Consider the following 18,092-nt stretch of genomic DNA (forward strand, 5'->3'; position numbering starts at 1 on the left):
TCTGCGTGCTACGGATGGGGCGTGTGGACGGGATGGCTGTGGCTGGGTGGGCCGCCGGGCGTCGGGCCCACGGGTGGGCCGGCCGTGGTGGGCGAGGGTGCGGGCGTGGTGGACGGGGCGGTGGCGGTCGGAGGACCGGAGGGGTGTGCGGCGACCGGGAGGGGAGCGGCGCCGGGCGCGGAGGCGTGGTGCCCGCTGGGCGTGGACCGGGCGGGGCCGGCGACGCCGCCCGGTCCCTGCGAGGGGGCGGCCGCGGTCGGTGCCGGGGGCTGGGCGGCCGGGCCCGGCGGGGCGCTGGTGGCAGGTGGCCCGGGGAGCGGCAGGAAGGGCGAGTTCACCGTGGGTCCGCCCAGTGCGCTGCTCACCAGGAGCACGACGTATCCGGCGGCGGGAACGGCGAGCAGCCGGCCGGCCCGGCGTACCCGGCGTTGGCGGCGGCCGGAGCCGTCGACGAAGACGGGGGCCGCCACGGCGGGCCCCGGTGGGCCCGGCGGGGCCGGGAGGTCGGCCCTGACTGGGGCGAGTTCCAGCGTGTCGTCGGTCACCGCAGGCTTTCCGGGTTGAGGGCATGCCGAAGGGCGTGCCGAGGACAGGAGGGGCGTTGGCGGCGGGTCAGGGACCTTCCCCGGTCCGGCCGACCCCAGCCGGACCGGGAGCCCTTGGTGCGCCGCGGGGTCAGCGGAACCGGGGGATTCCGTCGACCCCGCGCAGGCCGGCAGCCGTCTTCGCACCGGTGGTGCTGCCGGTGATCCGGTGGGGTGGCGCGTCCGGGGAGACCGCCACCCTTCCGGAGTCCTTGGGGGGTTACTGCTTGGTGTGGCCGCTCGGCGTGGCATCGGGTGGTGCGGGCGTGTGGGTGTGGGCGCCCCTGTCGTCGGTGGGGGTGGGGACGACCACGGGGGTCGGCTTGTCGGGGTGTGGGGTGGCATCGCTCTTGCCGTGCGCCGCGGCCGACGGGTCCGCATCGCTCTTGCCGTGCGCCGCGGTCGACGGGTCCGCGTCGCTCTTGCCGTGGCCGGCGCTCGCGTCGGCGTCGGCGCTCTGCGCGGTGGCATCGGGCGTCGTGCCGGCTCCGGCCGTGGCGGCCAGTTTCCCGCAGTACGCGTCGACCTGGCTCGAGGTGCCCGCCGCGTGCCTCAGTGGGTCGAACCGGGGGTCGGCGGTGGACTGGCCCGCGCTGCGCCAGTCCCGGCAGAGCGCGCGCAGGGCCGAGGCGCCGCCCGTCGTGTCCGGCAGTGGCTTGGCGACGGCCGGTCCCCGGCCGTCGCCACTCGGCGCGCCGGTGGGGGCGGCCGCGGGGCCGTCGTCCGGCCCGTTGCCGCCGAGGACCTTCGGGAGGTTCCCGGTGCTCGCGGCGACGGCGACGCCGCCCGGGGGGGCGTCGGCGTGCGCGGCGGCGGCGATCTTGGCGGCGAGGGACCGCGAAGGTGCGCAGCCGGCCACTGTTCTTCCTCTCCGTGCGCGGGGGGCGGGGGCGGTGAGGTGGGCGGACCGCCGGAACGCGGCCACGGCCGCCTCCTCACCGACCAGTTCGCGTGCCGTGGCGGGGGCGGCCGCGGCGGCGAGCAGGTCGGCGAGCGGGCCCTGACCGCCCTTCGTACCGTCCGTGGCGCGGGCGAGCAGGAGCTCGGTGGCGTCGCGGTCGATCCGACGGGGTCGGTTGGTGCTCATCTCATGTCCTTCAGCGTCGAGGGCCCGGGTTGTGTCACACCTTCGCGAGAACTTTTTTTCGGAGCGTCTCGAACTTCGTCCTGCGTGGGCGGTGCGGCCGGGGCGTCGAGCAGTCCGGCGAGTCTGCGCAGACCGCGATGGGTGGCCATCCGGACGGTGCCGGCGCGTTTTCCCAGAACCCGGGCCGCGCTCTGGGCGTCGAGTTGCATGACCACGCGGAGCAGGACGGCCTCGGCCTGGTCCCTGGGAAGGGCGGCGATCATCGCCAGTGCCTCCCGGGTCGCCGCGGTGGCGAGGACGGCGCCCTCGGTGTCGTCCCGGGCGGGGAGTTCGCCGAGGGTCTCGACCGGCAGGTCGGCGGTGGGTCGGCGGCGCTTGGCGCGCAGGTAGTCCATGGCGCGGTGGCGGGCGATGGTGGCCGCCCATCCGCGGAAGCCGTCCTCGTCGCCCTGGAAGGTGCGCAGGTCGCGGGTGATCTGCAGCCAGGTCTCGGAGGCGATGTCCTCGGCGTCGCAGCCGTCCCCGCCGACCAGGACCCGCAGGTAGCGCAGGAGCGAGGGCTGGACGGCGCGGAAGAGCAGGCGGAAGGCGTCCTCGTCGCCGTCCCGGGCGGCACGGACGGCCGAGTCGAGGTCGGGTATCAGGGGCTGAGGGGGGCCGGCGGCGTTGCCGTCCCCGGACTGGTCTGCGAAGCGCACCGCGTCATCATGGGGCATCGCGGGCGGTCGGGCGACCACCGACGGTCGCCACGCGTCGCTTCCCGCCTGCCAGAAACCTGTCAAACCCTCTGAGATTACTCTGAGTTGACATTCTTGACCGGCGTTCCGGCAGCTGGCTACGCTCGCCGCGACCCGCAACCGACCGGGTCCACCCCCCAGGTTCCGCGCCACACGGCCCGGCCGCCCCCTGCCCGTAGCACCCCTTCGGGCCACCGGCCGCGCCCGTCGCACGCCCCGTCGACCACCCACATCGAAGGGCATCACCTTGCTGCGTTCGACTCTGCACGCCCCCGCCCGGCGCACCTCCGCGAGGGCGAGCGGCCTGGCCGCCGTCTGCGCCGCCGCGCTCGCCGCCACCGCCCCGCTCGCCGTCGCCCCCGCGAGCGCACAGGTGCCGCAGAGCGCGGGGCACGCCCTGCGCACCCGCTCCGCGGCTCCGGCCGCCGCCGGCAACAACCTCGCCTACGGCGGCGGCACCATCGTCGCCAACCCGAAGATCTACATCGTGTACTGGGGCAACCAGTGGGGCACCGGTTCCACGGTCACCAACGACCCCTCGGGCGAGGCCCCGCTCCAGCTCTCGTTCTTCCAGCACGCCTACGGCAGCGGCGACACCTGGTCCAACTCCCAGACGCAGTACTGCCAGGGCGTGGCGGTCGGCACCACCCAGTGCAACGGCGCGGGCACCGCGGTGGGCCACCCCTCCTCGAACCCGGTGGCCGGCACCTGGTTGGACAGCTCGGTCAAGGCCCCGGCCAAGCCCGGCCAGAACGCGATCGCCGCCGAGGCGGTCAAGGCCGCCGCGCACTTCGGGGTCAGCGGCGACAACGTCGAGATCATCGTGGACGCGGCGCACGGCGTCGTCCCGTCGGGCTTCAAGACCCAGTACTGCGCCTGGCACGACCACACCAGCACCGGCACCGGCGCGGACCTCCCCTACACCAACATGCCCTACGTCTCCGACGCGGGCGCGGGCTGCGGCGCCAACTTCGTGGCCACCGGCGGCAGCGGCGTCAACGGAGCGACCGAGGGCGTCACCATCGTCGGCGGCCACGAGTACGCCGAGACCCTCACCGACCCGGCGCCGAGCAGCGGTTGGGTGGACAGTACGGGCTCCGAGACCGGTGACAAGTGCGCCTGGGTCGCCAGCGGCCAGGGCGCCTCGTCGATCATCAGCATGAACGGCGTCAACTTCGCGGTCCAGTCGCTCTGGAGCAACAACTTCAACGGTGGTGCCGGAGGCTGCGTCAGCTCCTACACCAGTGCCACCAACCAGCACTGACGGTCCGTCAGGTGGCGCGTCGCTCCCCGGGCGCGCCACCGCACCGTCCCCACCAGAGAGGACCCGTGTGACACCACCCGTGACACGCCTGGCCTGCGCGGCGCTGTCGGTCCTGGTGGCCGTGCTCGCCACGGGCTGCTCGGCGGCGCAGACCCGCTCCACCGCTCAGCCGACCTCGGCGTGCCGGCAGCCGCCCGAGGCGGTGTTGCCGCGTACGGCCGGCACCCTCACCGAGGCCGACTCCGGTGTCTTCTGCCTGCCCGTCGGCAGCCGGCTCGCCGTCTTCCTCACTCCGCCGCCGGCCGACACGACGTCAGCCGGCCGCTGGAGCACGGTGCTCAGCTCCAGCCCGCCCGTGCTGGCCGACGCCGGCACCGGCGTGCTCACCGCTCCCGTGGGAGTCACCCCCGGGATCTTCCAGGGCGCGAGCGCGGGTCGGGCCCGGCTGACCAGCGGCACCCTGGACGGGGGGACCTGGCAGGTCACCGTCGTGGTGTCGTGAACGCGACCAAGCGTGACCGTCCGAGGAGCCGCGCTCGCCGGCCGGCACCCGCGCGGCAGCGCGCGGGTGCCGTCGCTCTCGGGCCGGTCAGGTGAGGAAGTCGACGCGGTCGATGAGGCCCTCGCGCACCCGGTAGGCCACCAGGACGCGGACCGGCTCGTCGGCCAGGCCGTGGGCGACCTCGTGGTCCACCACCCAGTCGCCTTCGCTGAGCCGCCCCACGATCTCCGCCCGGCAGCGGCCTTCGGCGAACTGTCCGGCGTACCGGTCCCGCAGAGCCTGCCGGCCGTGCAGCTGCTCGCCGCCGGCCCGGCGGATCGTGACGTCCACGGCGTAGGTGGCGACGAAGGCGTCGATGTCGTGGCTGTTGTAGGCGGCGAGCTGCCGCTCGACCACGTCGCGCGGTTCGGTCATGTGCTCGGTCGTTCCTTCCTCGGGGTGCGGGTTCAGGAGGCCAGACGGCGGGTGGCGAGTTCGGCGTAGAGCGCGGCGCCGTCGGGGAGCACCGCGTCGTCGAACTCCGCGTAGGGCGAGTGGTTGAGCGGCAGGTTCTCCGGGTCGACCCCCTTCGGGGCGGCGCCGAGCCAGCCGAGCGAGCCGGGAACGGCAGCGAGGATCCGGGAGAAGTCCTCCGATCCGGTCATCGGATTCGGTAGCGGCTGGTAGCGCTCCTCGCCGAAGACCTCCCGGACGGTGTCCGCCAGGAAGTCCGTCTCGGCCCCGTCGGTCTCGGTCACCGGGTACCCGGGAACGAACTCGACCTGGGCCCGCAGACCGTGCGCGGCCGCGATGCCCCGGACCAGTTCCACCACGGCGTCACCGGCCCTGGCCTGCGCCTGGGCGGAGAAGGTGCGCACGGTCGCCTCGAAGCGGGCGGTCTCGGGGATGATGTTGCGCTGGCTGCCGGCCCGCAGCAGCCCGACGGTGATCACCACCGGGTCGAACACGTCGAACCGCCGGGTCACCATGGTCTGCAGCGCGGTGACCATCTCGCAGGCCGCGGGGATGGGGTCCTTGGCCCGATGCGGTGCCGAGCCGTGGCCGCCCGCCCCGTGGACGGTGACGTCCAGCGAGGCGGAGGCGGCCATGATCGGGCCGCGCCGGGAGCTGAACTCCCCGTGCCGCATGCCGGAGGTCACGTGCAGGGCGTACGCGGCGACCGGGCGCCGGCCCGCCGCGTCCAGCACGCCCTCGGCCAGCATGGCGCCGGCGCCGTCGAAGCCCTCCTCGCCGGGCTGGAACATGAAGACGACGTCGCCGTGGAGCTGTTCGCGCCGCGCGGCCAGCAGGTGGGCGGCGCCCGCGAGCATGGTGGTGTGCAGGTCGTGTCCGCAGGCGTGCATGGCGCCGTTTCCGGCGGCGAACGGCACCGGGGCCTTCTCGGTGACGGGCAGTCCGTCCATGTCGCCGCGCAGCAGCACCGCCGGTCCGGGGCGGCCGCCGCGCAGCACCGCGGTGACCGAACTCAGCGCGGAGCCCTGGCTCACCTCCAGCGGCAGTCCCTCCAGGGCCCGCAGCACCCGCTCCTGGGTGCGGGGGAGGTCGAGGCCGAGTTCGGGGAACCGGTGCAGGTCGTGGCGCAGCCGGACCAGGTCCGGGGCCAGAGCGAGAGCGTCGTCGTGCAGGGACACGGGTACCTCCGTCGAGCGGGCGGGCGGCGGGAACTTGTGCGGAGCGATCTTGTTCGGTGATTCTGGCTCCCGCGGCGGGACTTTCCCGCCCATTCGCACGATCGCGCCACGGGGAGGCCCTCGATGAACGAATCCACCGGACGCGGACGGTGACCGGCGCCGCGGTGACCGTGGACGAACTGGACCTCGCCCTGGTGAACGCGCTCCAGTTGCGGCCCCGGGCGCCCTGGTCGCTGCTGGGCCCGACCCTCGGGATCAGCCCGGTCACCGCGGCCCGCCGCTGGCACCGGCTCTCGCGGGCGGGGATCGCCTGGGTGACCGCCTACGGTCTGCCGCACCCCGAGGACCGCGGGTGCGTCGCCTACCTCGACCTCGACTGCGCCCCCGACCGGATCGGGCAGACCGCCGACCAGCTGGCCGAGGACCCGCACGTGATGAGCATCGAACACCACTCGCAGGGCTGCGACCTCGTCGTCACCGCGGCCTTCACCGACCTGGCCGCGCTCTCCCGCTACACCACCGAACGCCTCGGCCGGCTCCCCGGGGTCACCTCCGTGCGGGTCCACCTGGCGACCGCCTTCTACGCCGAGGGAATCCGCTGGCGACTGGACTCGCTCGACCCCGCCCAGCGCTCGGAACTGCACGACGACCACCCGCCGGGCCACGGACCAACGCCCGGATCGCGCGTCGAAGTCCGCGAAGAGGACCGGGAGTTGCTCATCCGGCTCGGCGTCGACGGCCGGATGGACCAGGCCGCGCTGGCCGCCGCCACCGGCCTGGCACCCACCACCGCGCGCCGCCGCCTGGAGCGCCTGGCCGCCTGTGACGCGATCCGCTTCCGCTGCGAGATCGCCGCCCGCGACGCCGGCCGGCCGATCCTGGCGACCTTCCGCGCGGACCTGCCCCCGGAGCGGCTCGACGAGGTCGGCCCGCAACTCGCCCGACTCCCCGAGGTCCGGCTGTGCGTGGCCGTCACCGGCCCGCACAACCTCGTCCTGTCCGTCTGGCAGCGCTCCCTCGCCGACGTCCAGCGCCTGGAGACCGCACTCGCCCGCAGGTTCCCCGACCTGCGGGTGGCCGAGCGCCGGGTGTCGCTGCGCACCGTGAAACGGATGGGCCGGATCCTCGACGCGGACGGACGTGCGGTCCGCGCCGTTCCGATGGACATCTGGCGGGACCCGGTCCCGCCCTCCTGACGGTCGGCCCCGCCGCGCCCGGGTGGGCCCCGGTCAGTGGAGGACGTCGAAGACCTGCTTCTGCAGGCCGTTGGGGTAGACCTCGTGCTCGACGAGCGCCAGCTTCTGGGTGTCCTTGTCCGTGGCGCTGAACAGGCGCTTTCCGGCGCCGAGCAGCAGCGGGAAGACCAGCAGGTGGTAGCGGTCGATCAGGCCCGCGTCGGACAGGGCCTGGTTCAGGCAGGCGCTGCCGTGGACGATGATCGGGCCGCCCTCGGTCTCCTTGAGCGCGGCGACCTCCTCCAGCGAGCGCAGGATCCGCGTCTCGCCCCAGTTCGAGACCAGCTGGTCGTCGGTGAGGGTGGTGGAGACGACGTACTTCGGCAGCGTGTTGTAGTGGGCGAACTCCGCCATGTCCGGCCAGACGGGGCTGAAGGCCTGGTAGCTGACCCGGCCCAGGAGGACGGCGGTGGACTCCTGCTGCTCGCGTCCCTTGATCTCGAAGGCCTCGGGGAGGAACTCGACCTCCTTGAAGGTCCATCCGGAGTTCCGGTAGCCACTCTCGCCGCCCGGCGCCTCCATGACGCCGTCGAGGGAGATGAAGGCGGTGCTGATGAGCGTACGCATCGAAGGTTCCTTGCTGTCTCGGGTTGGTGCGGGGGAGGTGGTCAGTTCAGGATCCCGGTGAGCCACCGCTGCCAGGCGTCCTCGGCTCCGGCGGTGTCCGCTCCGAAGAGGTGGTGGAAGGCCAGGACCAGGCCGCGGCCGTGGTGGAAGGTGAAGATGCCGTCGACGGTGCGGAGCTCGAACCGCTCGTCGTCCGCCCAGACCACCTCGCCGTCCAGCGGCGGCAGGCCCGCCGGCTTCGCGTGCGCCGGTGCGCCCGGGGTCGGTGGGGTGGGCAGGGACAGGCCGCGGGTCAGGGCCGCCCGGACGTCCGGCGCCGGGAGGCTGCCGCTCGGCGCCGCGGCGAAGACCGGGACGGCGGTGCGTCCGCGGAAGTGCGTCAGGTACTCGCGGAGCGTGTGGAGGTGGAAGGGCCAGCCGCGGCGCAGCGCGTCGTACTCGTCCTGCCAGTCGTCGCCGAGCAGGCCGCTGTGGACGACGCGCAGGACGGTGCTGCCACCGTCGCGGCCCTCGATCAGGTACTCGAAGGCCATGAACCGGCCGTCCTCGGCGGGGGCCGTGCGGGTCGCGAGGCGCCTGCCGGGTTCGTAGGCGGTGATCACCGCCTCCGCCCGGTGGCCGCCGGTCTCCATGACGGCGATCCCGCCCTCGCGCGCCTCGACCTGGTTGCGGCCCATGAACCAGGAGTCGATCCCCGGTCCGGTGGCGATCGCCTCCCAGACCTCGTCCGGGCTCGCCGGCAGGGTCGTCTCCAGCTCGATCTCGAAGGGGTGAGTCATCGTCAGTTCTCCTGTCCGGCCGCGGACCCCGTGGCCAGTGTCCCCCCGGGGACGCTCGCGGTCCCTGTTCCAGGGGCGGGCGTGGCGGGTATCTGGTGCAGGCCGACGACCAGCCGGTGGCGGCGGGCCCCCGGGGCGGCCTCGTCGTGGTAGCGGCTGACCAGGGCGGCCACGCTCTGGGCCAGCTCCCCGGCGAACGCCGCCCGGTCGGCCGCGGAGGCGAACCGCACCTCGGCGTCGATGCCGAAGGTGGCGACCCGCCGCCCGGCCCGCGCGGAGCCCGTCAGCAACTGGCCGACCTCCTGCACCAGCCGCGCCCCCAAGGCCAGCAGCCAGCGGGCGGAGAGCTGGTCGGGGGAGCGGGACGGGTCCGGGCTCACCGCGGCGAGCACGCTCGGGGAGATCACGTAGGAGGCGGCGCTCGCGCGGTAGATCCGCTCGGTGACGTTGCCCCTGCGCCGCTCCTCGGTGAGCTCCACCAGCCCGTGCCGCTCCAGCTCCTTCAGGTGGTAGTTGACCTTCTGCCGGGGCAGTCCCAGGCGTCCGGCCAGCATGGTGGCCGAGCCGGGCTCGGCCAGGGCGGCGAGGATCCCGGACCGGATCGGGTCCAGGGAGGCCTCGGCCGCGGCGGGTTCTTCGATCACGGCGATGTCCAGCACCACTCCAGGGTGCGACCGACAAAAATATTTGTCAAGACAGGAGAATCTGTCGGTGGGGCCGCCGGGCGCCGCACGCCGGGCTCCGCCCGTGATCACCTGCGGCCAGGGCGGACGTAGGCTCTCTGCCGGGGCGGGGCCTGGAGGCCGACGCGGGACACGAGGGGGAGCGATGCACGGTCGGCGCGGATCGGGGTGGGGCGGGGGCGAGGCGGCCGGCGGCCCGGCGAGCGCCGACGGTGACCCGGGCACTGACCGGGGCCCTGCGCCGGGCTGCGACCTGGACCTCGACCAAGGCCTCGACCAGGGGCCCGCCCGGCGCCTCGACCTGGACGTCGACCGGGACGGAATCCTGGTCCTCATGCGGGTACTGGCCGAGCACGGCGTGGTCGCCGCCCTCTTCGCCGCCGACCGGACGTCGCCCGTGAGCGGGTCCACCTGGGAGTTCCGCGCCGCCTCGGGGTCCAGTGCCGCGACGGCTCTGCGGCCGGGTGTCGTCACCGGAGCGGCCACCGCGGGGGAGTGCGTACGTCTCGCGCTCCCGCTGCTGGCGGAGGCGGGCCTGCCCGTGGGCGGGGTCGCCGGGGCGCCGGTGCCCGAGGACGAGCAGAGCACCGAGGGGATCGGCATGCTCGTCCTGGACTGGCTGGTCGAGCAGGGGATGAGCGTCTTCCTCAAGGCCGACGGAGGGCGGCGCACGCCCGGGTGGACGCTCATCGTGCGCGGCGGCCCCCTGGCCGACATGCTGCGCTTCGACGGGCCCGAGGTCGGCCGCTGCCTGCGGCGCCTGCTGCTCGACCTCCGGGGCCACGGTCTGGTCGTACCGGTCTGACGTGCCGCGGCCCCGCTCCCGTCAGTCCCCCGGAAGCAGGGCGGTGAGGCTGTCGGCGAGCTGTGCGCGGGCGGCCGCGGGCAGCGGGGCCAGGCGGTGGGGCGCTTGACCCTCACGTGGCGTGATGCCGCATCGTCGGGGGCATGGGAGAGCACCTGACCGTGGGACGCGTGGCCGAGCTGGCCGGGGTGAGCGTCCGCACGCTGCACCACTACGACGAGATCGGCCTCGTGCGGCCCTCCGAGCGGACCGCCTCCGGGTACCGGGCCTACGCGGCCGGTGACGTGGAGCGGCTGCGGGAGGTGCTCGCCTACCGGCGGCTGGGCTTCGGACTGCGCGAGATCGCGGCCCTGGTGGACGACCCGGCCACCGACGCGGTCGCGCACCTGCACCGGTTGCGCGGCCTGCTGCTGGACCAACGAGACCGCGCCGGCGCCATGGTGACGGCCATTGACAACGAACTGGAGGCACGGGCCATGGGGATCAGGACTTCGCCCGAGGACCAACTGAAGGTGTTCGGAGCGCAGTTGTACGAGACCATCGGGTCCGCCTACCCGGCGACGCGGCGCACCGAGCCGCGGATCGCCGCACGGGTCTGGGAGGCGCTCGGGGACGCCCGGACGGTACTGAACGTCGGGGCCGGCACCGGGAACTACGAGCCTCCGGACCGCGAGGTCACGGCGGTGGAACCGTCCGCGGTGATGCGGGCCCAGCGTCCGGCGGGCGCGGCGCCGTGCGTGGCCGCCCGTGCCGAGCGGCTGCCGTTCGCGGACCAGTCCTTCGACGCCGCGATGGCCTTCAGCACCGTGCACCACTGGCACGACCCGATCGCCGGGCTGCGCGAGATGCGGCGGGTGGCCCGGCGGGTGGTGGTGTTCACGCACGACGCCAGCGCCACCGGCTGGCTCCACCGGTTCTGGCTCAGCCGCGACTACCTGCCCGAGGTCGCCGGCCTGGTCACCGGCCGGCCCCCGGTGGAGCGGCTGGCCGACGCGGTCGGGGGCCGCCTGGAGCCGGTGCTCATCCCGTGGGACTGCGCCGACGGCTTCTTCGAGGCCTACTGGCGCCGGCCCGAGGCGTACCTGGAGGAGGAGGTGCGCCGCGCGATGTCGGTCTGGATCCGGGTCGGGCCGCAGGCCGAACAGCGGGCGGTGGACAGGCTCCGCGCGGACCTGTCCAGCGGCCGGTGGGCCGAACGCAACCGCGAACTCCTCGCCCTCGACGCGGCGGAGCTCGGCCTGCGCCTCCTGGTGGCCTGACCCGGCCGGGCCCCCGCGCCGGCGGTCCCGAGGGGTCAGACCAGGGCCGCCGCCAGCAGCGTGGCGGCCCGGGCGACCAGCGGTTCGTCCGCCGGCGCGCCGGCGTCCGGGCGGGTGGACAGGACGGCCAGCAGGACCGGCGTCCGATCCGGGGTCCAGGCGATGCCGACGTCGTTGGTGGTGCCGTAGTCGCCGGTGCCGGTCTTGTCGGCCAGGGTCCAGTCGCTCGGAAGTCCGGCGCGGAAGCGGGCGGCGCTGGTGGTGTTGGCGAGCAGCCAGGCGGTCAACTGCCGCCGGTCCCGCGGGGCGAGCGCGTCCCCGAGGACCAGCTTCGCGTGGCTGCGGCCGATCGCGGCCGGGCTGGTGGTGTCCGTCAGCCGCCCCGGTTCGGCGGAGTTCAGTGCGGGCTCCCACCGGTCGAGCCGCGTCACGCGGTCGCCGATGGACCGGCAGAAGCGGGTGATCGCCGCGGGACCGCCGAGCTCACGGAGCAACAGGTTGTCGGCGGCGTTGTCGCTCCGGTCGATGGCGGCGGCGCACAGCTCGGCGACGGTCATGCCGCCGGCGAGGTGCTCGGGCGTCCCGGTGACGGGGGCGTAGCCCGCGGCGGTGACGTCCTGTTGGGTGTAGCGGATGCGCCGGGCGAGGAACTCGCCGTCCCGGTCGAGGTCCCGCAGGACGGCGGCCACGGTGATCGTCTTGTGCACGGAGCAGATCGGGAAGAGCTCGTCGGCGCGGTAGGCCACCCGCCGGCCCGTCACCATGTTCCGTGCGAACACCCCCAGCCGGGCGCCGTGCTCCCGCTCCAGGTCGGCCAACGCCCGGGCACTCGCCTCCCCGCCCGGTGCCGCGCCGTCCACGGGTGGGCCGTCCGCCGCTTCGGCCGGCCCGCCCGTGGACAGCGCCGCGGCCAGGGCCGCACCGGCACCCAGGGCCAGGACCGCTCGGCGGCTCCGACGTGCTCCGAAGGTCTCCACGATCGCATCCTCCACTACTCGACGGTGATCGTCCCCGAGTGTCAGGACGCCCCGTGGGCCCGATCGGTTCGCCCACGGCCGGCCCCGGGTGCCGGGCGGCGCGCCACCGCCGGGGCCCGCGCGGGGTGGGGCGGCTCAGACCTGGGCCATGCCGCCGTCCGCGAAGAGTTCGACGCCGGTGATGAAGCCGGAGGCGTCGCTGGAGAGGAAGACCGCGGCCCGGCCCATCTCGCGCGCATCGGCGATCCGCCCGGTCGGGTTGCCCTCTCCCATGGTCCGGACGGCGGCGTCCACGTGGTCGGCGCCCTGGGCCATCGCCAGCGCGCTGCGCAGGGAGGCGGTGTCGACCGCGCCGGGGCTCAGGACGTTCATGCGAATGCCGGACCCCTTGACGTCCTGGATCCAGCCCCGGACGAACGCGCGGACCGCGGCCTTCGAGCCGCCGTACAGGCTCATCCCGCGCGGTGGCCGGATGGAGGCGGTGGAGCCGATGATCACGACCGTGCCACCGGGCGGCAGCAGCGCGAGCGCGGGCTGGACGGTGAACAGGACGCCCTTGGCGTTGACGTCGAAGGTCCGGTCGAACTCCTCCTCGGTGATCGCGCCGAGCGGGGCGTGCGCGCCGATCCCGGCGTTCGCCACGACCGCGTCGAGCCGCCCGTGGCGCTCCTGCACCTGCCGGTAGGCGGCCTGCATGTCCGCGAGCCGGGTGACGTCGGCCACGATCCCCGAGCAGTTCGGCCCGATCGTCGCGACCGCCGCGTCCAGCGCTTCCCGGCGCAGGTCGGTGATGACCACGTGGGCGCCGCTGTCGACGAACTCCTGGGCGATGCCCAGGCCGACCCCGGACGCGCCGCCCGTGACGACGGCGATCTTTCCTTCGAGTGGGAGGCTCATCTGCTGCTCCGGTGTGTAGGGCCCGTCCGGCAGGATCGGGCGGGCAGGCTAGAGTGAAAGTGGAGGCGCCTCCATTTCTGCAAACGGTAACCGGAGGCGCCGCCGGTTAGCAAGCCGGGACGACACGAGCCGGGACGACACGAGCCGGGACGACAGGAGACCAGCGATGACCAGCGAGACCGGGCGCCCGCTGCGAGCCGACGCGCAGCGCAACCGGGAGAAGATCCTCTCCGCCGCGGTGCGGGTCTTCGCCGAGGAGGGGCTGGACGCGCACCTGGAGCGGATCGCCAAGGAGGCCGGCGTCGGCTCCGGCACGCTCTACCGCAACTTCCCCACCCGGGAGGCCCTCATCGAGGCCGCCTACCGCAACGAGCTCAGCCGGCTGTGCGACGCCGCCCCCGACCTGCTGGCCACGCTGCCCCCGCGGGCGGCCCTGCGCGCCTGGATGGGCCGCTTCATCGACTACGCGACCGCCAAGCTCGGCATGGCCGACGCCCTGCGTGCCCTGGTCGCCTCCGGCGTGAACCCCTACGCCCAGAGCCACGAGCTGATGCTGGCCGCCCTGACCACCCTGCTGGCCGCCGGCGTCGAAGCCGGCAGCATCCGCTCCGACATCGGCGCCACGGACCTGTTCGCCGGCCTCACCGGCATCGCCCTCGCCGCCGGCAGGCCGGACCAGCGCGCCCAGGCCGAGCGCCTCCTCGACCTCACCCTGGACGGCCTGAGCCTGACTACCGGACGGTGATGTCGGTGTAGATCGGGACGCTGAAGGGGTCCAGCGCGACGCCGGAGGTGCGGGAGGACCAGCCCGCGGTGCCGTTCTGGTACCAGAGGGGGACGGCCGGCAGGTCGGCGGCGAGCAGCTGCTCCGCGCTCTGGAAGTCGGTGATCGACTGGGCGGGCTGCGGCTGGGCGTTGGCCTGGCTCACCATCGCGTCGAACTGCGGGTTGCTGTAGTGCGAGTCGTTGGAGGAGGCCCCGGTGGTGTACAGCGGCTGCAGGAAGTCCTGGATCAGCGGGTAGTCCATCTGCCAGGCGCCCTGGAACGGGCCGGTCATCTGCTGGCTGGTCACCTGGTTGCGGAACTCGGCGAAGGTGCCGACCGGTTGGCCCACGCAGGCGCCGGTGTCGCCCAGGGTGTTGTTGATGCTGTTGCAGACCGCGTCGACCCACTCCTTGTTCGGGCCGTCCGCGTTGTAGCCGATGGTCAGCTTCCCGCCGGGGATGCCGCCGCCCTGCTCGATGAGCTGCTTGGCCTTGGCCGGGTCGTAGGTGCAGGCGGCGCCGCACAGGCCGGCCTTGAAGCCGCCGGCCGAGCCGAGCACGGGGGAGGTGAAGTCGGTGGCGGGGGTGCGGGTGTTGGTGAAGACGACCTTGGTGATGGTGGGCCGGTCGATCGCCATCGAGAGGCCCTGGCGGACCAGCTTGGCGCCGGCGGTGTTCCACTGCGGCTGGTAGAGCGGGAAGGTGATGGTCTGGATGATGCCGGCCGGCTCGTTCAGGAAGCGCCCGTCGAGGTCGCTCTGGACGGTCTTCAGCGCGGCGTTGGGGATGCCGTTGTCGACGTCCAGGTTGCCGGCCTGCAGGTCGGCGTAGGCGGCGTTGGTGTCGGTGTAGACCTTGAGGTCGATCCCGCCGTTCTTCGGCTTCCTGGTGCCGGCGTAGCTGGGGCTGGGCCGCAGCTGCATGCTCTGGCTGCGGGTCCAGGAGTCGATCAGGTAGGGGCCGTTGCCGATCGGCTTGTCGAGGTAGGCGGCGTGGTTCGAGAAGAACGACTTCGGCAGCGGGTAGTACGCCGCGTACCCCAGGGTCTGCGGCCAGAGCGAGAACTTCTGGCTGAGCGCGACGGTGAACGTCGTGTCGTCGACGACCTTGAGGCCGGACATGGTCTGCGCGGTGGGTGAGCCGGTCGCCGGCGCCACGTCGGCGAAGCCCTGGACGTACTGGAAGAAGCTGGCGTTGACCTGCTTGTCGGTGATCAGGGCACCGTAGTTCCAGGCGTCGACGTAGGACTGTGCGGTGACGGCGGTGCCGTCGCTGAACGTCCAGCCGGGCTTGAGCTTCACCGTCCAGTTCTGCTGGTCCTGGGAGGTGATGGACTCCGCCATCGCGTTGACGGCCGCGCTGGTCTTCGGGTCGTAGGTGATCAGACCGGTGAAGATCATGTTGAGCACGGCGCCGCCGTTGACCTCGTTGGTGTTCGCCGGCTCGAGGGTGTTCTGCGGGTCGCCCCACCAGGCCTTGACGATGCCGCCGGCCTGGGCCCCGGAGCTGGCGCCGGAGCCAGGGCTGCCACTGCTGCTGCACCCGGTGGCCAGCAGGGCCACGGACGTCGCGGCGATGACGGCCCGGTGCGCGCGGGTGGCTGCAGGCATGAAGGTCCCTCCTCGGGGTCGTGCCGCTCATCACAGCGCATCGGGGTCCGGGACCGCGGCAGTACACGCGGCGTACCGCCGGACGGGGGCGGGCGGGGCCGGACCCCGCCCGGACGGCGGCAGGCGGGGCCGGCCGGGGGGTGACAGGGATCGCGTGGGGCCGGCGGGAACCTAAAGGGTGGGTAAAGCGTTCTGCCGTACGGGTGGCAGGCTAGGCTGCCCTGGCGGCCCATGACCGCCCTGTGACCAGCCCGCGCCCCGGAGGAAACCCGCCTTGCACATCGACGAGTGGATCCAGGGCGTCCCGCCCGGCGTGACGTACCTGCTGGTCGGTCTGATCATCGGCGTGGAGAGCCTGGGGATCCCGCTGCCGGGCGAGATCGTGCTGGTCACGGCCGGCATCATGGCCTCGAAGGGCACGGTCGACCCGGTCGTGGTCGCGCTCTGCGCGGTGGCGGGTGCCATCATCGGCGACTCGATCGGCTACTCGATCGGTCGCCGGTTCGGCAAGCCGCTCTTCGAGAGGCTCGGCCGCAGGTTCCCGCGCCACTTCGGCCCCGAACACCTGGGCACGGCCGAGCGGGCCTTCCAGAAGTGGGGGATGTGGGCGGTCTTCTTCGGTCGTTTCATCGCCCTGCTGCGGATCTTCGCCGGGCCGCTGGCCGGGGCGCTGAAGATGCCGTACTGGAGGTTCCTGATCGCCAACGTGCTGGGCGGCGTGGTCTGGGCCGGCGGTACGACCCTCGCCGTCTACTACATCGGCAAGGCCGTGGAGCAGTACCTGCAGGGCTTCTCCTGGGCGGCACTGGTGCTGGCGGTCGTCGCGGGAGCGGGCATGGGGCTGGTCGTCAAGCGCCGTGCCGCCCGCGCCCTGGCCGACCCGGGAACGCCGGACCCGGCGGCGCAGGCGAAGGCCGAGCAGCCGACTCCGTAGCGGCGGACCCCGGCGGCGGACCCCGACGGCGGACCCCGACCGTGGGCGCCGGGCGCTGACGGGCCGTCATCGCGCCGTAAGATCGTCGAGGCGACGACCGGCGAGACAGCGGAGGATTCTGATGGCCCAGCACGAGCAGCAGTGGACCGCGGTGGACGAGTACCTGGACGCCGCCCTGGTCGGCCAGGACGCCGCGCTCACCGCGGCCCTGGAGGTCAGCGCCCGCCAGGGGCTGCCCGAGATCGCCGTCACCGCCACGCAGGGCAAGCTGCTGCACCTGCTCGCGCTCACCGTCGGCGCCCGGCGGATCCTGGAGGTCGGCTCGCTGGGCGGCTACAGCGCCATCTGGCTGGCCCGCGCGCTGCCCGCCGACGGCCGGCTGATCTCGCTGGAGATCTCGCCGGCGCACGCGGCCGTGGCCCGCGCCAACCTGCACGAGGCGGGTCTGGAGAAGGTCGCCGAGGTCCGCACCGGACGGGCCGCCGACAGCCTGGCCGAGCTGGTGGACGACGGCGCGGAGCCGTTCGACCTGGTCTTCATCGACGCCGACAAGCCGAGCAACCCGGAGTACGTGGCCTGGGCGCTGAAGCTGACCCGCCCCGGCTCGCTGATCATCGTGGACAACGTGGTGCGCGGTGGCCAGGTCGCCGACGCGCAGAGCACCGACCCCTCGGTCCTCGGGGTGCGCCGGATGCACGAGCTGATCGCGGCCGAGCCGCGGATGGAGGCGACCGCGGTGCAGACCGTCGGGGCCAAGGGCTACGACGGCTTCACGCTGATCCGCGTGACGGGCTGAGGTCCGCCGTGCGCGTCGGACTGCTCGGAACCGGTCCCTGGGCGCAGCGGGTGCACGCCCCGGCCCTGGCGGCGCACCCCGGCGTGGAGTTCGCCGGGGTCTGGGGCCGGCGGGCACAGGCGGCCCAGGAGCTGGCTGCCGCGCACGGCGTGCCGGCCCACCGGGACCTCGATCAGTTGCTCGGCGCGGTGGACGCGGTCTCCGTCGCGCTGCCGCCCGACGTGCAGCCCGCGCTCGCGGTGCGGGCGGCCGGGGCCGGCTGCCACCTGCTGCTGGACAAGCCGGTCGCGATGGACGTCGAGGCGGCGCAGGCGGTCGTGGCGGCGGTCGAGCGGGCCCGGGTGGCCAGCCGGGTCTTCTTCACCCTGCGGTTCGACGAGGGCCAGGCGCGCTGGGTGCGCGAGCAGGCCGCGGCCGGCGGCTGGTTCACCGCCGACGCCCGCTGGCTCTCCGCCGTCTTCAGCTCCGGCGACAGCCCGTACGCGGCCTCGCCGTGGCGGCGCGAGCGCGGGCCGCTGTGGGACGTGGGCCCGCACGCGCTCTCGGTCCTGCTGCCGGTCCTGGGCCCGGTCGAGCGGATCACGGCCGCACGCGGCGCCGGTGACACCGTGCACCTGGTGCTGCGGCACGCCGGCGGCGCGTCCAGCACGGCGCACCTGAGCATGACGGCGCCGCCGAAGGCCGCCGAGATGGCGGTCGAGCTGCGCGGCGAGCAGGGCGTGACCGCGATCCCCAGCCCGACGGCGGGACCGGGCGCCGCCTTCCACCGGGCGCTGGACGAGCTGCTGGCGGCCGCGGCCGCGGCCGCGGCGGGCGGGGCGGATCCGGTCGCGGACCCCTGCGACGCGGCCTTCGGGCTGCGCGTGGTGCGGCTGGACGCCGCCGCCGAGCACGCGCTGGAGCCGGGCTGCGGCGTGCCGGTGGCCGACCACCCGGTGGGCTGAAGGGGCGCCCGCCCGCTCGGGCCGGCCGGCGGCGCC

20 protein-coding genes are annotated in these 18,092 nt (G+C 74.2%); 9 read left to right on the plus strand and 11 right to left on the minus strand.

Features of this window, described 5'->3' with window-relative positions; genetic code table 11:
- Positions 1–8: 8 nt before the first annotated feature.
- The 3 genes from ABD323_RS13295 to ABD323_RS13305 form a co-directional block, all read right to left on the minus strand.
- Positions 9–545 carry a hypothetical protein gene (locus ABD323_RS13295; RefSeq protein WP_344441654.1) on the minus strand — a complete coding sequence of 179 codons (537 nt, stop codon included), beginning with the start codon at positions 543–545 and terminating at the stop codon, positions 9–11.
- Positions 546–804: 259 nt separating this feature from the next.
- Positions 805–1,671 (minus strand): hypothetical protein, encoded by an 867-nt coding sequence (locus tag ABD323_RS13300; RefSeq protein WP_344441655.1) that lies wholly within the window; start codon positions 1,669–1,671, stop codon positions 805–807.
- Entirely contained in the window at positions 1,668–2,369 is a 702-nt protein-coding gene (locus ABD323_RS13305) for an RNA polymerase sigma factor (protein WP_344441656.1), read from the minus strand. Before ABD323_RS13305 ends, ABD323_RS13300 begins: the two co-directional genes overlap by 4 nt.
- A 286-nt stretch (positions 2,370–2,655) precedes the next feature.
- Here ABD323_RS13305 and ABD323_RS13310 point away from each other — a divergent pair, with 286 nt between their 5' ends.
- Together ABD323_RS13310 and ABD323_RS13315 are read left to right on the plus strand one after the other, a co-directional pair.
- Positions 2,656–3,672 carry a hypothetical protein gene (locus ABD323_RS13310; RefSeq protein WP_344441657.1) on the plus strand — a complete coding sequence of 339 codons (1,017 nt, stop codon included), beginning with the start codon at positions 2,656–2,658 and terminating at the stop codon, positions 3,670–3,672.
- Positions 3,673–3,751: 79 nt separating this feature from the next.
- Positions 3,752–4,174, plus strand: a complete 423-nt coding sequence (locus tag ABD323_RS13315) for a hypothetical protein (protein WP_344441658.1) — start codon at positions 3,752–3,754, stop codon at positions 4,172–4,174.
- Positions 4,175–4,261: 87 nt separating this feature from the next.
- Here the strand turns inward: ABD323_RS13315 and ABD323_RS13320 are convergent, their stop codons facing one another.
- Positions 4,262–4,588, minus strand: coding sequence for a nuclear transport factor 2 family protein (locus tag ABD323_RS13320; RefSeq protein ID WP_344441659.1), 327 nt, complete (start codon positions 4,586–4,588; stop codon positions 4,262–4,264).
- 32 nt (positions 4,589–4,620) lie between these two features.
- Positions 4,621–5,805: a M20 metallopeptidase family protein gene (locus ABD323_RS13325; RefSeq protein WP_344441660.1), complete on the minus strand. Its 1,185-nt coding sequence runs from the start codon at positions 5,803–5,805 to the stop codon at positions 4,621–4,623.
- Positions 5,806–5,954: 149 nt separating this feature from the next.
- On the opposite strand from ABD323_RS13325, the gene ABD323_RS13330 reads away from it, so the two are divergent.
- On the plus strand, positions 5,955–7,001 hold the full coding sequence (locus tag ABD323_RS13330; protein ID WP_344441661.1) for an Lrp/AsnC family transcriptional regulator: 1,047 nt from the start codon (positions 5,955–5,957) through the stop codon (positions 6,999–7,001).
- A gap of 33 nt (positions 7,002–7,034) precedes the next feature.
- Here ABD323_RS13330 and ABD323_RS13335 read toward each other — a convergent pair whose 3' ends face one another.
- The 3 genes from ABD323_RS13335 to ABD323_RS13345 are packed head-to-tail and all read right to left on the minus strand — an operon-like array spanning position 7,035 to position 9,045.
- Positions 7,035–7,607 (minus strand): dihydrofolate reductase family protein, encoded by a 573-nt coding sequence (locus ABD323_RS13335; RefSeq protein WP_344441662.1) that lies wholly within the window; start codon positions 7,605–7,607, stop codon positions 7,035–7,037.
- 41 nt (positions 7,608–7,648) lie between these two features.
- Complete coding sequence (locus tag ABD323_RS13340; RefSeq protein ID WP_344441664.1) at positions 7,649–8,386, minus strand: SRPBCC family protein; 738 nt, start codon at positions 8,384–8,386, stop codon at positions 7,649–7,651.
- 2 nt (positions 8,387–8,388) lie between these two features.
- Positions 8,389–9,045 carry an ArsR/SmtB family transcription factor gene (locus tag ABD323_RS13345; protein ID WP_344441665.1) on the minus strand — a complete coding sequence of 219 codons (657 nt, stop codon included), beginning with the start codon at positions 9,043–9,045 and terminating at the stop codon, positions 8,389–8,391.
- A 169-nt stretch (positions 9,046–9,214) separates the two neighbouring features.
- Here ABD323_RS13345 and ABD323_RS13350 point away from each other — a divergent pair, with 169 nt between their 5' ends.
- Positions 9,215–9,874: a hypothetical protein gene (locus ABD323_RS13350; protein ID WP_344441666.1), complete on the plus strand. Its 660-nt coding sequence runs from the start codon at positions 9,215–9,217 to the stop codon at positions 9,872–9,874.
- Positions 9,875–10,017: 143 nt separating this feature from the next.
- Positions 10,018–11,133, plus strand: a complete 1,116-nt coding sequence (locus ABD323_RS13355) for a MerR family transcriptional regulator (RefSeq protein ID WP_344441668.1) — start codon at positions 10,018–10,020, stop codon at positions 11,131–11,133.
- A gap of 35 nt (positions 11,134–11,168) precedes the next feature.
- Here the strand turns inward: ABD323_RS13355 and bla are convergent, their stop codons facing one another.
- Together bla and ABD323_RS13365 are read right to left on the minus strand one after the other, a co-directional pair.
- The gene (gene bla, locus ABD323_RS13360; RefSeq protein ID WP_344441669.1) at positions 11,169–12,110 is read right to left on the minus strand and encodes a class A beta-lactamase; all 942 of its coding nucleotides are present in this window, start codon (positions 12,108–12,110) and stop codon (positions 11,169–11,171) included.
- Between the two features lie 135 nt (positions 12,111–12,245).
- Complete coding sequence (locus ABD323_RS13365; RefSeq protein WP_344441670.1) at positions 12,246–13,007, minus strand: SDR family NAD(P)-dependent oxidoreductase; 762 nt, start codon at positions 13,005–13,007, stop codon at positions 12,246–12,248.
- Between the two features lie 166 nt (positions 13,008–13,173).
- On the opposite strand from ABD323_RS13365, the gene ABD323_RS13370 reads away from it, so the two are divergent.
- A complete protein-coding gene (locus tag ABD323_RS13370) occupies positions 13,174–13,752 on the plus strand; it encodes a TetR/AcrR family transcriptional regulator (RefSeq protein ID WP_344441672.1) in 579 nt (192 codons plus the stop codon).
- Here the strand turns inward: ABD323_RS13370 and ABD323_RS13375 are convergent.
- Entirely contained in the window at positions 13,739–15,382 is a 1,644-nt protein-coding gene (locus ABD323_RS13375; RefSeq protein WP_344441674.1) for a peptide ABC transporter substrate-binding protein, read from the minus strand. The two genes, ABD323_RS13370 and ABD323_RS13375, sit on opposite strands and share 14 nt — an antisense overlap.
- Before the next feature lie 274 nt (positions 15,383–15,656).
- Between ABD323_RS13375 and ABD323_RS13380 the strand changes: the two genes are divergently transcribed.
- From ABD323_RS13380 to ABD323_RS13390, 3 genes are all read left to right on the plus strand, one after another.
- A complete protein-coding gene (locus ABD323_RS13380; RefSeq protein ID WP_344441675.1) occupies positions 15,657–16,316 on the plus strand; it encodes a DedA family protein in 660 nt (219 codons plus the stop codon).
- A 121-nt stretch (positions 16,317–16,437) separates the two neighbouring features.
- Positions 16,438–17,112 carry an O-methyltransferase gene (locus ABD323_RS13385; RefSeq protein WP_344441676.1) on the plus strand — a complete coding sequence of 225 codons (675 nt, stop codon included), beginning with the start codon at positions 16,438–16,440 and terminating at the stop codon, positions 17,110–17,112.
- 8 nt (positions 17,113–17,120) lie between these two features.
- The gene (locus ABD323_RS13390) at positions 17,121–18,056 is read left to right on the plus strand and encodes a Gfo/Idh/MocA family protein (protein WP_344441677.1); all 936 of its coding nucleotides are present in this window, start codon (positions 17,121–17,123) and stop codon (positions 18,054–18,056) included.
- The last annotated feature ends 36 nt before the right edge of the window (positions 18,057–18,092 follow it).

Source organism: Kitasatospora nipponensis, assembly GCF_039528135.1.
Lineage (GTDB): Bacteria > Actinomycetota > Actinomycetes > Streptomycetales > Streptomycetaceae > Kitasatospora > Kitasatospora nipponensis.